At 72.2% G+C, this 13,873-nt stretch carries 15 protein-coding genes; 7 read left to right on the top strand and 8 right to left on the bottom strand.

Features of this window, described 5'->3' with window-relative positions; genetic code table 11:
* Positions 1–17: 17 nt before the first annotated feature.
* Complete coding sequence (locus GQF42_RS17400; protein ID WP_158920965.1) at positions 18–293, bottom strand: hypothetical protein; 276 nt, start codon at positions 291–293, stop codon at positions 18–20.
* A complete protein-coding gene (locus GQF42_RS17405; protein ID WP_158920967.1) occupies positions 290–496 on the bottom strand; it encodes a hypothetical protein in 207 nt (68 codons plus the stop codon). Before GQF42_RS17405 ends, GQF42_RS17400 begins: the two co-directional genes overlap by 4 nt.
* Positions 497–625: 129 nt before the next feature.
* Between GQF42_RS17405 and GQF42_RS17410 the strand changes: the two genes are divergently transcribed.
* Positions 626–1,450 carry a helix-turn-helix domain-containing protein gene (locus tag GQF42_RS17410; RefSeq protein WP_158920969.1) on the top strand — a complete coding sequence of 275 codons (825 nt, stop codon included), beginning with the start codon at positions 626–628 and terminating at the stop codon, positions 1,448–1,450.
* Positions 1,437–1,640 (top strand): DUF397 domain-containing protein, encoded by a 204-nt coding sequence (locus GQF42_RS17415; RefSeq protein ID WP_158920970.1) that lies wholly within the window; start codon positions 1,437–1,439, stop codon positions 1,638–1,640. Before GQF42_RS17410 ends, GQF42_RS17415 begins: the two co-directional genes overlap by 14 nt.
* Positions 1,641–1,663: 23 nt before the next feature.
* Here the strand turns inward: GQF42_RS17415 and GQF42_RS17420 are convergent, their stop codons facing one another.
* From GQF42_RS17420 to GQF42_RS17430, 3 genes are read right to left on the bottom strand one after another with little or no spacing between them, the layout of a single operon-like run.
* A complete protein-coding gene (locus GQF42_RS17420; protein ID WP_158920972.1) occupies positions 1,664–2,500 on the bottom strand; it encodes a sugar phosphate isomerase/epimerase family protein in 837 nt (278 codons plus the stop codon).
* Positions 2,497–3,648 (bottom strand): dihydrodipicolinate synthase family protein, encoded by a 1,152-nt coding sequence (locus tag GQF42_RS17425; protein WP_158920974.1) that lies wholly within the window; start codon positions 3,646–3,648, stop codon positions 2,497–2,499. Before GQF42_RS17425 ends, GQF42_RS17420 begins: the two co-directional genes overlap by 4 nt.
* Entirely contained in the window at positions 3,645–4,796 is a 1,152-nt protein-coding gene (locus GQF42_RS17430) for a Gfo/Idh/MocA family protein (RefSeq protein ID WP_158920976.1), read from the bottom strand. The genes GQF42_RS17425 and GQF42_RS17430 overlap by 4 nt, the downstream gene beginning before the upstream one ends.
* A 229-nt stretch (positions 4,797–5,025) precedes the next feature.
* Here GQF42_RS17430 and GQF42_RS17435 point away from each other — a divergent pair, with 229 nt between their 5' ends.
* Complete coding sequence (locus tag GQF42_RS17435; RefSeq protein WP_158920978.1) at positions 5,026–6,072, top strand: LacI family DNA-binding transcriptional regulator; 1,047 nt, start codon at positions 5,026–5,028, stop codon at positions 6,070–6,072.
* An 89-nt stretch (positions 6,073–6,161) separates the two neighbouring features.
* On the opposite strand, the gene GQF42_RS17440 is transcribed toward GQF42_RS17435, so the two are convergent.
* The gene (locus tag GQF42_RS17440; RefSeq protein WP_158920980.1) at positions 6,162–7,406 is read right to left on the bottom strand and encodes an FAD-dependent monooxygenase; all 1,245 of its coding nucleotides are present in this window, start codon (positions 7,404–7,406) and stop codon (positions 6,162–6,164) included.
* 136 nt (positions 7,407–7,542) lie between these two features.
* The gene (locus GQF42_RS17445; protein WP_158920982.1) at positions 7,543–7,839 is read right to left on the bottom strand and encodes a hypothetical protein; all 297 of its coding nucleotides are present in this window, start codon (positions 7,837–7,839) and stop codon (positions 7,543–7,545) included.
* Positions 7,840–8,137: 298 nt separating this feature from the next.
* Between GQF42_RS17445 and GQF42_RS17450 the strand changes: the two genes are divergently transcribed.
* Together GQF42_RS17450 and GQF42_RS17455 are read left to right on the top strand one after the other, a co-directional pair.
* Positions 8,138–9,088, top strand: a complete 951-nt coding sequence (locus GQF42_RS17450; RefSeq protein ID WP_158920984.1) for a GNAT family N-acetyltransferase — start codon at positions 8,138–8,140, stop codon at positions 9,086–9,088.
* Positions 9,089–9,135: 47 nt separating this feature from the next.
* A complete protein-coding gene (locus GQF42_RS17455) occupies positions 9,136–9,936 on the top strand; it encodes a sugar phosphate isomerase/epimerase family protein (RefSeq protein WP_158930259.1) in 801 nt (266 codons plus the stop codon).
* 23 nt (positions 9,937–9,959) lie between these two features.
* Here the strand turns inward: GQF42_RS17455 and aroA are convergent, their stop codons facing one another.
* The gene (aroA, locus tag GQF42_RS17460; protein ID WP_158920986.1) at positions 9,960–11,189 is read right to left on the bottom strand and encodes a 3-phosphoshikimate 1-carboxyvinyltransferase; all 1,230 of its coding nucleotides are present in this window, start codon (positions 11,187–11,189) and stop codon (positions 9,960–9,962) included.
* Positions 11,190–11,348: 159 nt separating this feature from the next.
* Here aroA and GQF42_RS17465 point away from each other — a divergent pair, with 159 nt between their 5' ends.
* Together GQF42_RS17465 and GQF42_RS17470 are read left to right on the top strand one after the other, a co-directional pair.
* Positions 11,349–13,199, top strand: coding sequence for a glycoside hydrolase family 3 protein (locus GQF42_RS17465; RefSeq protein ID WP_158920988.1), 1,851 nt, complete (start codon positions 11,349–11,351; stop codon positions 13,197–13,199).
* Positions 13,200–13,310: 111 nt separating this feature from the next.
* Entirely contained in the window at positions 13,311–13,871 is a 561-nt protein-coding gene (locus GQF42_RS17470) for a hypothetical protein (protein ID WP_158920990.1), read from the top strand.
* The last annotated feature ends 2 nt before the right edge of the window (positions 13,872–13,873 follow it).

Below are 13,873 nucleotides of genomic sequence, written 5' to 3' on the forward strand. Positions count from 1 at the left end.
CGAGCGCACGCTCCCGTTCACTCGTTCCGGACGATCCTGGCTCCCCTGCTCTCCGCGACGCGCCTGACATCCGTCAGGGATTCGCTGAGGCGGCGGGCGAGGTAGCGCAACTCCTCGTTGGTCAGACGCTGTTCGGCGAGGAGGTCGGCCGCGTGGCCGAGCAGGCCGTCCGCCATGCCGAGCTGCACGCTCTCGATCCGGTCCGCGAGCCGGGAGACGTGACCGGCGCCGTCCCCCACGAGGTAGCAGGGCTTGCCGTCCGCGCCGGTCCAGGGAAGCAGGCGCCCGCTCATGCGTAGGTCTCCACGCGGTCGACGTAGGGGCGGACGAGGCGGCTGTCCTCGCCGCGCAGCGGCGCTTCGTGCTCGCGGTACGCCGCCGGGCGGCCGACGTACGGGCACGAGTACGGGAGCACGTACGCGTACGGGGGCGGCGCGACCGGCCTACGGCGCCGCCGGAGCAGCCGCTCGACCAGCCGGGCGAGGAGATGCGTCATGCCGACCTGCTTTCTCACCTGCGGTGACTGCGTTCTGTGGGGAATCGCTCACGGAGTGGCGTCGGGGGTGGCTACGCTGCCAGGGGTGGGGACTTGACATCGCCCCTGCCAGGAACGGGAGTTGGCCGCATGAGCGAGCGCCACAAGCCTCGGACGCCGCGCGAGAAGTACGGGGAGGAGTTGAGGCTGCGGCGGATCGCGGTCGGGCTCACACAGGGGGAACTGGGCAATCAGGTTGTGTGCTCGCCCACTCTGATCAGTCACTTCGAGGCCGGAAGGCGGCTACCGAAGCCGGACGACGCACGACAGATCGACCTGGCGCTGAAAACGGACGGGTTCTTCGAGCGATGGCTGAAGGACCTGGACAACAAGTACGACGTCCACTTCGCTGCGGCCGCCGAGCTGGAGCAACAGGCAAGTCTGATCCAGCAGTTCGCGATCACATTGGTCCCCGGCATGCTGCAGACCCCTGACTACGCAAGGGCCGTGTTCGCCGCCTATCGCCCCAACCACACAGCCGAGGAACTTGACGACGACGTTGTCATTCGAACACAGCGTGCCCGGATTCTGGCCGATCCCGTGAAACCGGAGGTCTGGACCCTGCTCGACGAGGCGGTACTCCGGCGCAGTATCGGCGGACCACAGGTCATGGCAGAACAGCTGCACAGGATCGCGGACCTGGCCGAGGTGGGTCGACTACGACTGCACGTAGTGCCGTACGACGTAGGGGCACACGCGCTGGTACAGAGCCTGCTCACGCTCATGAGCTTCGAAGACTCCGCTCCCGTGGCGTATATCGAAGCGTTCCTGATCGGACAACTGCTCGATGACCCGGCCCTGGTGAGCGCAAGCCAGACGGCTTACTCTCTGGCTCTGAGCGACGCGTTGTCGCACCAGAAATCATTGGCCCTCGTCAGGGCGGCAGCAGAGGAACACACGCATGGCCAACAGTGAGCACATCACCGAGTGGTACAAGTCCAGCTACAGCGGGGGCAATCAGGGCGAGTGCCTCGAAGTCGCCCGCGGCCACGCCTGCGTCCCCGTCCGCGACAGCAAAGTCATACCCGGACCCGCCCTCCTCTTCTCCACCAACGGCTGGGCAAACTTCGTCGCCGCCGTGAAGCACGGCCGCCTCCACCACTGAAAAGCGAGCGGCGCGCCTGTTGGTCACAGGAATGCGCTGTGGAAACGCTCCACCGTCTCCGCCAGTACCTCCCGCCCGTCCCGGGCCCACAGCTCCTCGTTGAAGAGTTCGACCTCGATCGGGCCGGTGTAGCCGGCCGCCTCCACGTGGCCCCGCCACTCGCGCATGTCGATCGCGCCGTCGCCGATCTGGCCCCGGCCGTTGAGGACGCCCTCAGGGAGCGGGGTCGTCCAGTCGGCCAGCTGGAAGGTGTGGATACGGCCGCCCGCGCCCGCCCGGGCGATCTGCGCGGGCGCCCGATCGTCCCACCAGATGTGGTACGTGTCCACGGCCACCCCGACCTGGTGCGCGGGGAAGCGCTCGGCCAGGTCCAGGGCCTGGGCCAGGGTCGAGACGACGCAGCGGTCGGAGGCGTACACGGGGTGCAGGGGCTCGATGGCGAGGCGTACGCCGTTCTCCCCGGCGTACGGCGCGAGTTCGGCCAGGGCGTCGGCGATACGCTCGCGCGCCGCCCGCAGGTCCTTGCTGCCGGGCGGGAGGCCGCCGGAGACCAGGACGAGGGTGTTCGTGCCGAGCGCCGCCGCCTCCTCGATCGCCCGCCGGTTGTCCGCCAGCGCCGCCGCCCGGGCCTCGGGGTCGATCGCCGTGAAGAAACCGCCGCGGCACAGGGTCGTCACCGTCAGACCCGCCCCGCGGATCAGTTTCGCCGTCGCCGCCAGGCCGTACTCCTGGACCGGTTCCCGCCACAGGCCCACCTGGCGCACGCTCAACTCGCCGCAGGCCACCGCTAGTTCCGGGAGCGACAGCTGTTTCACCGTCATCTGGTTGATGCTGAAACGCGAGAGATCCATCGACGTCATGAGGTCACCCCGTACAGCGACAGCAGGTTCTTCATCCGCTCCTCGGCGAGCTTCGGGTCCGGGAACAGGCCGAGGGTGTCGGCCAGTTCGTAGGCGCGGGCCAGGTGCGGCAGGGAGCGGGCCGACTGGAGGCCGCCGACCATCGTGAAGTGCGACTGGTGGCCCGCCAGCCAGGCGAGGAGGACCACGCCCGTCTTGTAGAAGCGGGTCGGGGCCTGGAAGAGGTGGCGGGACAGCTCGACCGTCGGGTCCAGCAACCCCCGGAAGCCTGCCGCGTCACCCGTGTCCAGCACCCGGACCGCCTGCGCGGCCGGCGGACCCAGCGGGTCGAAGATGCCCAGCAGGGCGTGGCTGAAGCCCCGCTCGTCGCCCGCGATCAGCTCGGGGTAGTGGAAGTCGTCGCCGGTGTAGCAGCGGACTGCGCGCGGCAGACGGCGGCGCAGGTCGATCTCGCGCCGCGCGTCGAGCAGGGACACCTTGATGCCGTCGACCTTGTCCGGGTACGCGGCGATGACCTGCAGGAAAACCTCCGTCGCCGCGTCCAGGTCGGCCGCGCCCCAGTAGCCCTCCAGGGCCGGGTCGAACATCGGGCCCAGCCAGTGCAGGATCACCGGCTCGGCGCACTGGCGCAGCAGGTGGCCGTAGACCTCCAGGTAGTCCTCGGGACCGGAGGCGGTGGCGGCCAGCGCCCTGGACGCCATCAGGATCGCCCGCGCGCCCGACTCCTCCACGACCGCCAGCTGTTCCTCGTAGGCCGCGCGGATCCGGGCCGGGGATCCGCCGGTGATCTGGTCGGTGCCGACCCCGCAGGCGATCCGGCCGCCGACCGACCGCGCCTCGGCGGCGCTGCGCCGGATCAGCTCGGCCGCGCCCGCCCAGTCCAGGCCCATGCCGCGCTGGGCGGTGTCCATCGCCTCGGCGACGCCGAGCCCGTGGGACCACAGATGGCGGCGGAAGGCGAGGGTGGCGTCCCAGTCGACGGCGGCGGGCGAGTCGGGCGAGACGTCGGCGTACGGATCGGCGACGACGTGCGCCGCCGCGAAGACCGTACGGGAGGTGAAGCGGGTGCCCGGCGTCACCGCCAGGGGCTCGGCGCGTGGCTCGTACGTCCGCAACGTGCCGTCGGCACAGGGGAGTTGGATCGTCACAGGGAGATCTCCGGTACGTCGATGCGGCGGCCCTCGGCGGAGGACTTCAGGCCCAGCTCGGCGAGTTGCACGCCCCGGGCGCCGGCGAGCAGGTCCCAGCGGTAGGGCGCGTCGGCGTAGACGTGCCTGAGGAACCGCTCCCACTGGGCCTTGAAGCCGTTGTCGAAGTCCCCGTTGTCCGGCACCTCCTGCCACTGGTCGCGGAAGACCTCGGTCGCGGGGAGGTCCGGGTTCCAGACCGGCTTGGGGGTCGCGCAGCGGTGCTGGGCACGACACCTGCGCAGCCCGGCGACGGCCGAGCCCTCGGTGCCGTCGACCTGGAACTCCACGAGTTCGTCGCGGTGGACGCGCACGGCCCAGGAGGAGTTGATCTGGGCGACGGCGCCGCCCTCGAGTTCGAAGATGCCGTAGGCCGCGTCGTCGGCGGTGGCGTCGTAGGGCTTGCCGCTCTCGTCCCAGCGCTGCGGGATGTGGGTGGCGGCCAGGGCCTGTACGGAGGTCACCCGGCCGAACAGCTCGTGCAGGACGTACTCCCAGTGCGGGAACATGTCGACGACGATGCCGCCGCCGTCCTCGGCGCGGTAGTTCCAGGAGGGGCGCTGGGCCGACTGCCAGCCGCCCTCGAAGACCCAGTAGCCGAACTCGCCCCGGACGGACAGGATCCGCCCGAAGAACCCGCCGTCGATGAGCCGCTTGAGCTTCAGCAGGCCCGGCAGGAAGATCTTGTCCTGGACGACGCCGTGCCTGATGCCCTTCGCGTGCGCGAGGCGGGCCAGCTCGAGGGCGCCCGAGAGGCCCGTCGCCGTCGGCTTCTCGGTGTAGACGTGCTTCCCGGCGGCGATCGCCTTCACCATCGCCTCCTCGCGGGCGGAGGTGATCTGGGAGTCGAAGTAGATGTCCACGCCGTCGTCCGCGAGGACCGCGTCGACGTCCGTCGAGACGTGCTCCAGGCCGTGCCGTTCGGCGATCTCCCTGAGCGCGTACTCGCGGCGGCCGAGCAGGATCGGCTCCGGCCACAGCACGGTGCCGTCGCCGAGGTCGAGGCCGCCCTGCTCGCGCAGGGCGAGGATCGACCGGACGAGGTGCTGGCGGTAGCCCATGCGCCCGGTCACGCCGTTCATGGCGATACGCACCGTCTTGCGTGTCACGTCAGTCCCCTCTGATTACGTACAGCACGTGCAGCAAGCGCTTTCCGCCCCTGGAAAGCTAGTCTCCGAAACTGGTCTGTACAAGACCGTTGCCCCTTCGAGTTGTTCGAGGGGGCGAACATCCGGGGTCCATCCCTTTAAGGTCTGCTCGACGGTTTCTCGGAACCAGGAGCATGACCTGGCTGTCTACGAGGGCGTACGACACGAAGCACGACCGGAGGACGACGACATGACGGTGACCCTGGCGGACGTGGCGGCCCGCGCCCAGGTCTCCCCCGCGACGGTGTCGCGCGTGCTGAACGGCAACTACCCGGTGGCCGCCTCCACCCGCGAGCGGGTGCTCCGGGCGGTGGACGAGCTGGACTACGTCCTCAACGGACCGGCGAGCGCGCTGGCCGCGGCGACGTCCGACCTGGTCGGGATTCTGGTGAACGACATCGCGGACCCCTTCTTCGGGATCATGGCGTCCGCGATCCAGGCCGAGATCGGGGGCCCGGGCGGCCGGGCCGGCGGCGAGCGGCTGGCGGTCGTCTGCAACACCGGGGGCTCCCCCGAGCGCGAGCTGACCTATCTGACCCTGCTGCAGCGGCAGCGGGCGGCGGCCGTGGTGCTGACCGGCGGTGCCGTGGAGAACGCGCCGCACGCGGCGGCGGTCGCGGCGAAGCTGCGCAAGCTGGCCGAGGCCGGGACCCGGGTGGTGCTGTGCGGGCGCCCGCCGGCGCCCGAGACCGAGGCCGTCGCCCTCACCTTCGACAACCGCGGGGGCGCGCACCGGCTGACCGAGCACCTGATCGGCCTCGGCCACCGCCGCCTCGGCTACATCGCCGGCCCCGAGGAGCGGACGACGACCCGGCACCGGCTGGAGGGTCACCGGGCGGCGCTGGCCGCGGCGGGCGTCGAGGAGGACCCGCGCCGGACCGTGTACGGCCGCTACGACCGCCGCTCCGGGTACGAGGCCACGCTGGAACTGCTGCGCCGGGACCCCGGTCTGACGGCGGTCGTCGCCGCGAACGACTCCGTGGCGCTCGGGGCGTGTGCGGCGCTGCGCGAGTCGGGGCTGCGGATTCCCGAGGACGTCTCGGTGGCCGGGTTCGACGACCTGCCGTTCAGCATCGACGCGGTGCCCGCGCTGACGACCGTACGGTTGCCGCTGGCGGAGGCCGGGGCCCGGGCGGGACGGATCGCCATGGGCCGGGAGGAGCCGCCGCCCGGGGGTATCGCGACCGTGCGGGGCGAGCTGATGGTGCGGGGGTCCTCCGCAGTACCCCGGGCCTGAGCAGCCCACCCCGCCCCGCCCTCGGACCCGCGGACCCCTCTTGCCCGGCCGCCGCCCGTTCGTTCGGCGTCGGCCGGGAAGCGGACCGCTCAGCCCGATTGCCGCCGGCCGGGAAGCGAACGGCCCAGGAGCGGCAGCGGTGCCCCTCCCCGCTTGCGGTCCTCGTACCAGCGGCGGCCCATGTCGAAGGCCCGGCGGGCCTGGCGCAGGGCGGGGACCTGGTTGGCCAGGTGGACCTGGTAGCGCCAGGGGGGCTGGCGGCCCGTGCGGACCGCCATGGCGTAGGCGAAGGAGACCGGGTCGCGGTCCAGGTAGTCGTCGAGCTGCTCGAACCAGGCCATGCTGGAGCGCGCTCCGGCCTGCACGGGGTGCAGTTCCTCGCGGCGGTGCTCGTCGTACGCCCGCAGCGCCGCCCGCAGATCCGCGTGCTGCGTGAGGCTGTGGGCCAGCACGATCGCGTCGATCATCGCCAGCCGGGTGCCGGAGCCGAGCGTGAAGTGGGTGGTGTGCGCGGCGTCGCCGACCAGGACGACGTTGCCGTCCACCCACGTCCTGTTGGTGATGTGCGTGAAGCGCTGCCACTGGGCCGGCGCCCCGCGGGACCTGCTGATCAGCGAGTGACCGTCGAGCGCGCGGTGGAAGATCTTTTCCAGCAGCGGTACGGCCTCCTCGGCCTCCATCGCGTCCAGGCCCAGGCCCTGCCAGGTTGCCGGGGAGCACTCCACGATGCAGGTGCTGATGCCCCGGATCGAGGGATAGGCGTGGAACCAGATCCAGCCCGCCTCGGTCTCCTCGAAGCAGAACACGAAGCTGTCGAACTGCCGGTCCGTGCCGAGCCAGATGTAGGGATTGCGGCCGGTCTGCGTCGTCGTACCGAAGTGCCCGGCGCGGCTCTGCCGGATCCGGCTGCTCGCCCCGTCGGCGGCCAGGATCAGGTCGGCCTCCGGCAGGTCGGCGGGGTCCGCCAGGCGCTCGCCGTGCCGGACGTCCACGCCGAGTTGCCGCGCACGGCGGGTCAGCACGTCCAGCAGGGCCGCGCGGCCCATGCTGTAGCCGTAGCCCCCGAAGTACGCCGTACCGTCGTGCCGGGCACCGTGCACCTGGATCTCCTGCCCCTGCCAGAGCACGGAACCGGCGCTCACCGCCGCCGCGCTCTCGGGATCGTTGGCGTGCAGGATGTCCAGCAGGTCGTTCCAGTACACGACGCCCCAGCCGTAGGTGGCCTCCGGCGGGTCGCGCTCGATCACCGTGATCTCGTGCCCGGCGTCCCGCAGTTTCGCCGAGATCGAGAAGTACAGCCCGGCCGGGCCTCCGCCCACACAGACGATCCTCATCCGGTCACCGCCTTCGCCGCTGCCGGCTCCGGTGGATCCGGGTGGAGCCGGGTGGTCATATGGGATCCGGGTGCCCATGGGGTCGGGCACCCGGATCCACCCTTCACTGTCCGGAGTGTTGCGTCACGACGGGCTGTCAGCAGCCCCAGCCGCCGCCGTCGCCCCAGCCGCCGCCGTCGCCCCAGCCCCAGCCCCAGCCGCCGCCGTCTCCCCAGCCGCCGCCGCCACCGTGGCTGTAGCCCCAGCCCCAGCCCCAGCCGCCGCCGTCACCCCAGCCCCAGCCGCCACCGCCGCCGCCGCCGTGGACGACTACGTTGGCCGGAGTTGCCGTGGTGGCAGCGCTGGCGACTCCGGCTCCGGCCGCGAGGGCCAGGATGGGGGCCGAGCAGACAGCGATGGCCACTCTCTTGATACGGGTGGTGTGCGCGCGCATGATGAGCCCCTCTCCGAGGGTGTGATTGCTTATCGGCGACCGCTTGGGGGCCGCTCTCGTGCTCCGGAGCCTGCGCGCAGCTCCGAGCGGGGTCCGCCGTCCGCGATCGCGGTTCACGGCGGATCCGTCACCTCCGATGCCAAACCGGACATAAGTGACGTTCGTGATAAACGTACGATGAGACGGCGGGGAAGTCAAAGGCAGGACCAAGGGGCACAGTAGAGAACTGGTAAAAGAAGTCAACGTACTTGAAGGCTTCAACCATCGGGAAACCATCGGAGATCATCGGGGTCCAGCCATGACCGTCCAGGACATCCGCGCCTTCAACCGCTTCTACACACGCGTCATCGGCGCCCTCGACTACGGCCGCCACCTCGGCACCCCGTACACCCTCACCGAGTGCCGGGTGCTCTACGAACTCGCGCACACGGCGGACCCCGACGAGGACGGGCTGCGGACCGGACTCGGGCTGGGCACCGGGCACTTGGCCCGGATCCTCGGCGCCTTCGAGGCGGCCGGGCTGGTCGAGCGGGGCCCGTCCGGCGCCCGGGTGGCGCTCACCGCGCGCGGACGGGACACCGCCGGGCTGCTCGAGGAGCGGGCGCGGGAGACGGCCGGCGCGCTGCTCGGGGCGGTCGCGCCCGGTGAGCGGCCACGCCTGGCTCAGGCCATGCGGACCATCCGTACGCTCCTCGGCGACAGCGAGCCGCGGCGGCCCGCCGACGTCGTACTGCGCGAGCCCCGGGCCGGTGACCTCGGCTGGATCGTGCAGCGCAACGCCGCGCTGTACGCCGCCGAGTACGGCTGGAACGCCGCCTACGAGGGGCTGGTGGCCAGGATCGTCGCCGACTTCGCCGAGGACCACGATCCCCATCTGGAACGGGTGTGGATCGCCGATTGGGCGTCCCACCGCCCGGGCGAGGCCGAGAGTGGGGGACGGACGGCCCTGGGATGCGTGATGTGCGTGCGGGACGAGGCGCCGGGCACCGCGCGGCTGCGCCTGCTGCTGGTCGAGCCGGAGGCACGCGGGCTCGGGATCGGGGACCGGCTGGTCGGGGAGGTCGTGGACTTCGCACGCGGGGTCGGCTACCGGGACCTGGTGCTGTGGACCAACGACGTGCTCGGCGCCGCCCGCCGCATCTACCGGCGGCACGGGTTCGTGCTCACCGCCGAGAAACCGCACCGCTCCTTCGGCAAGGACCTGGTCGGCCAGGACTGGCGACTGGATCTGCACCGGTCGGGCGAGTGACGATGGAGCTGCACGCATCGGGCGAGTGACGAGTAGGGTCCGTGACCATGAAGCTTGCCTTCTCCACTCTCGGGGTTCCCGGTCTGCCGGTACCGGACGTGCTGGCACTCGCCACGGCGCACGGCTACCACGGTGTCGAGCTGCGCGCCCATCCGGAGGAGCCCGTGCACACAGGGCTGGGGGCGGCCCAACGGGCGGACGTGGCCGCCCGGTTCAAGGCGGCCGGGGTCGATGTCCTGGGCGTGGCCGGCTATGCGCGCGTCGCGGCGCCCGGCGAGGACGGCCCGGTGCTCGAGGAGGTGCGCCGGCTCCTGCAGCTGGCCCATGACTTGGGTGCGCCCTTCATCCGGGTCTTCCCGGGCGGCGACCCGGCTCTGCCCGCGGCCGAGTCCGACGCGATCGCCGCCCGGCGGCTCGGCACCGCCGCCGAGGACGCCGCCGCGCTCGGGGTGCGCGTCCTGCTGGAGACCCATGACTCGCACCGCACCGGCGCCGCCGCGATCCGGGTGCTGGGGCCGGTCGGGCATGCGCACGTCGGTGCGCTGTGGGACGTGATGCACACCTGGCTGGGCGGCGAGCAGCCCTCGCAGACCTATGCGGCCCTCGCCCCGCACCTGGGATATGTGCAGGTCAAGGACATCGCCTCGGTCGACGACAGCACGCCGCTGCCGCTGGGCTCGGGGGTGCTCCCGCTCACCGAGTGCGTGGACGTGCTCTGCCGGCACGGGTGGGACGGGTGGCTCTGCTGGGAGTACGAGAAGCGGTGGTACGAGTCGGCCGCACCGCTGCCGGAACTGCTGGGCCGGGGGCGGGAGCACCTGATGAGGTTGCTGGCCGAGGCGGCGTAGGGCTCACCGGATGCGCGGCGGTCTCAGCCGGCCAGTGCGGCGAACGCCTCGTGGAAGTCCGGGAACGTCTTGCGGACGCAGCCGGGGTCGTCGTACGTCAGGCCGAGGGTGCGCAGGCCGGTCACGGCGAAGGACATCACGATGCGGTGGTCGCCGAAGGTCCTGATCTCCCCGTGGGGCCACGGGGCACCGGGCTGGATCTCGATCCAGTCTGGGCCGGTCACCACCGCCACGCCGAGCCGCCGGAGGTTGTCCGCGCAGGCCTCCAGCCGGTCGCACTCCTTCACCCGGGTGTTCGCCACGTCCTCGATGCGGACCGGTCCGGAGGCGAACGGTGCGATCGCGGCCAGGGTCGGCATGGTGTCGGAGATGTCCCGCATGTTGACCGTCAGCCCGCGCAGAATTCCCGTACCGCGTACGGTCGTCCAGTCCTCGGTGATCTCCGTCTCGGCGCCCATCCGGCGCAGCACCTGGACGAAGCGCAGGTCGCCCTGGAGCGCGCCCGCGCCGAGGCCCGGCACGGTCACCTCGCGGCCCGGGGTGAGGGCCGCCGCGGCGAAGAAGTAGCTCGCGGTGGAGGCGTCCGGCTCGATCGCGTAGGTGGTGGCCCGGTAGCCGCCGGCCGGGACGTCGTAGACCTCGCCGTCGCGGACGACCTCCACCCCGAACGCCCGCATCATCGCGAGCGTGATCTCCACGTACGGCGCCGAGACCAGCCCGGTCACCCTGATCCGCAGGCCGGTGCGGGTCAGCGGGCCCAGCAGGAGCAGCGCGGTCAGGTACTGCGAGGACTGCCCGGCGTCCAGCACGACCTCGCCGCCCTCGACGCCCCTCGCCCGTACGGTGAGCGGATGGTGGCCCTCGGCCTCCTCGTGCCGCAGGTCGACGCCCAGGTCACGCAGGGCGCGGGTGAGCGGGCCGAGCGGGCGGCGGCGCATCTGCGAGGAGGCGTCGAAGCGGTAGGTGCCGTGGCCGGCGGCGGCCAGGGCGGGCAGGAAGCGGGCGGTGGTGGCGCCGTCGCGGCAGTGGACGTCGGCCTCGCTGTGCGCCGGGCCCTGCGGGCGGCCGTCCACCTGCCAGCTGCCGGGAGTACGGCCCACCCGGTAGCCGAGCCGCACCAGGCCCTCGGCGAAGCCCTCGGTGTCGTCGGAGCGCAGGGGACGCACCAGGGTGCTCACCCCGTCGGCGGCGGCCGCGAGGAAGAGGGCACGGGCGGTGATGGACTTGGAACCGGGGATGTCGACTGCGGGCATGGCCGCATGATGACCGTTCGTCCACGATCCGGTCGGGCATGTCCAGGAGCTGGACGCCGGCCGCGGGCACCGTGCACGTCCTTGACGGAAAGAAACTTCCCGGATATTGGTGACTCCTCGGAAGTTTCCTTCAGCGGTTCTCCTCCGGAAGGAGCGCACGTGCCCGACACCAGCACGGGAAGCACCGGAAACACGGGAAACGCCGCACGGCCGTCCAGACGCGCCGTCCTCGCCGCCACCGCCGGCCTCACCGCCGCGCTGACGGTGCCGACGGCAGCCGCCCATGCCGCGGGCCCGTCCCCCGACGACCGCCGGCTGCGCGCCCTGATCTCCGGGATGACGCTTGAGGAGAAGGTCGGCCAGCTCTTCGTGATGCGGGTCTACGGCCACTCCGCCACCGCCCCCGACCAGGCCGACATCGACGCCAACCTCAAGGAGCTGGGCGTCCGCACGGCCGCCGAGCTGGTCGCGACGTACCGGGTCGGCGGCATCATCTACTTCACCTGGGCCCACAACACCCGTGACCCGCACCAGATCCGGGACCTGTCCAACGGCATCCAGAAGGCCTCCCTGGACCGGCCGCGCGGCCTGCCGGTGCTCATCGCCACCGACCAGGAGCACGGCGCGGTCTGCCGGGTCGGCAAGCCCGCGACGCTGTTCCCGGGCGCGATGGCGGTCGGAGCGGGCGGATCCCGGTCCGACGCGCGGACCCTCGGCCGGCTCTCCGGTGCCGAACTGCGCGCGATGGGCATCAACCAGGACTACTCCCCCGACGCCGACGTCAATGTGAACCCGGCCAACCCGATCATCGGCGTGCGCTCCTTCGGCGCCGATCCGGACGCGGTCGCGGCGCTGGTGGCCGCCGAGGTGAAGGGCTACCAGGAGTCCCGGGTCGCGGCGACCGCCAAGCACTTCCCGGGCCACGGCGACACCGCCGTCGACAGCCACACCGGCTTCCCGGTCATCACCCACAGCCGGGACCTCTGGGAGAAGCTGGACGCCGTACCGTTCCGGGCCGCGATCGCCGCCGGCATCGACTCGGTCATGACCGCCCACATCCAGTTCCCTGGCCTGGACGACTCCGGCGACCCGGCCACCCTCTCGCCCCCGATCCTCTCCGGCATCCTGCGCGGCGAACTCGGCTACGACGGTGTCGTGATCACCGACTCCCTCGGCATGGAGGGCGTACGCACCAAGTACGGCGACGACCGGGTACCGGTGCTCGCCCTCAAGGCCGGGGTGGACCAGCTGCTCAACCCGCCCTCGATCGACGTGGCCTGGCACGCCGTGCTCAAGGCCGTGCAGGACGGCGAGCTGACCGAGTCCCGGCTGGACGAATCGATCCTGCGCATCCTGCGCCTGAAGTCCCGGCTCGGTCTCTTCGACCAGCCGTACGCCGACCGGGCCGGCCTGGAGCGCACGGTGGGCAGCAAGGCGCACCTGGCCGCTGCCGACCGGATCGCCGAGCGCACCACGACCCTGCTCGTCAACGAGGACCGCACGCTCCCCTTCGCCGTGCGCACCGAGCGCCGGATCCTGGTCGTCGGCGCGGACCCGGACTCCCCTTCCGGCACCACCGGTCCGCCCACCCGCGTCCTGGCCGCCGCGCTCACCGAACTCGGCTTCACCGCCACGGCCCTGTCCACCGGCACCTCGCCCTCCGCCGCGGCCGTCGCCCAGGCGGTGGCGGCGGCGCAGGACGCGGACGCGATCGTCGTGGCGACGTACGACGTCACGGCCGACAGCTCCCAGCGGACCCTGGTGGCACAGCTGCTGGCCACGGGCCGGCCACTGGCGGCCCTGGCCGTCCGCAACCCGTACGACGTGGCCCGGTTCCCCGCCGTGAAGGGCTGCCTGGCGTCCTACGGCTGGACCGACGTCGAGGTGCGCGCCGCCGCGCGGGTGATCGCCGGGCGGGTGTCGCCGCGCGGGAAGCTGCCGGTGGCGGTGCAGCGGGCGGACGATCCGACGCAGGTGCTGTACCCGATCGGACACGGGCTGACGTACTAGGCGTACGGAACCCACCGGGCGTACCGGCGCAGGAAGTCGCAAACCCTCCCGAACGCCTGGCGTGGCACCGGCGCCCGGGCCACGCTGGGCAGGGGTGCCGGGGGGGTGACCATGCGTGGGAAAGGTGTCGCAGGACTGGCGTGCCTGCTGCTGGCCGCCCTGCTGACCGGCTGCGGGAGGCAGACGGGCGCCCCCGTGGGCGACGCCCGCCCCACCGCGACTGGCGGCTACGGCACCGCGTTCCTCGCCGTCGGCACCTGCAGTTCCTTCGGCACGGCCGACATCACCGAGGTGCCCTGCGCGAGCGAGCGGGCGGCGGCCCGGGTCGTCACCCGCTACGACGGCGCGCCGGGCGACGGCCCGCTGTGCCCGGCGACCACGGACTTCGTGCTGCACATCGGCGCCCGGGGCTACGCCTGTATGCGCGACCTGGAGCCCCCGCACCCCGGCGACCCCGGCGGCGGGGGCGGCCCGCGCACGATCCCGGGCGACTGCGTCTACACCTCGGGCACGGGCCAGGTCCGCGAGACGGCCTGCGACGGCTCGGGCGCACACCGGCCGCAGTACCGGATCGCCACGGCGGTCGCGACGCGCGCGCAGTGTCCCGCGTCGACGGTGCTCTACGTCCAGCTGGGCGGGACGAGGCCGGTGGGCTGCGCCCGGCGGGTGTGAGC

The organism is Streptomyces broussonetiae, assembly GCF_009796285.1.
GTDB lineage: Bacteria > Actinomycetota > Actinomycetes > Streptomycetales > Streptomycetaceae > Streptomyces > Streptomyces broussonetiae.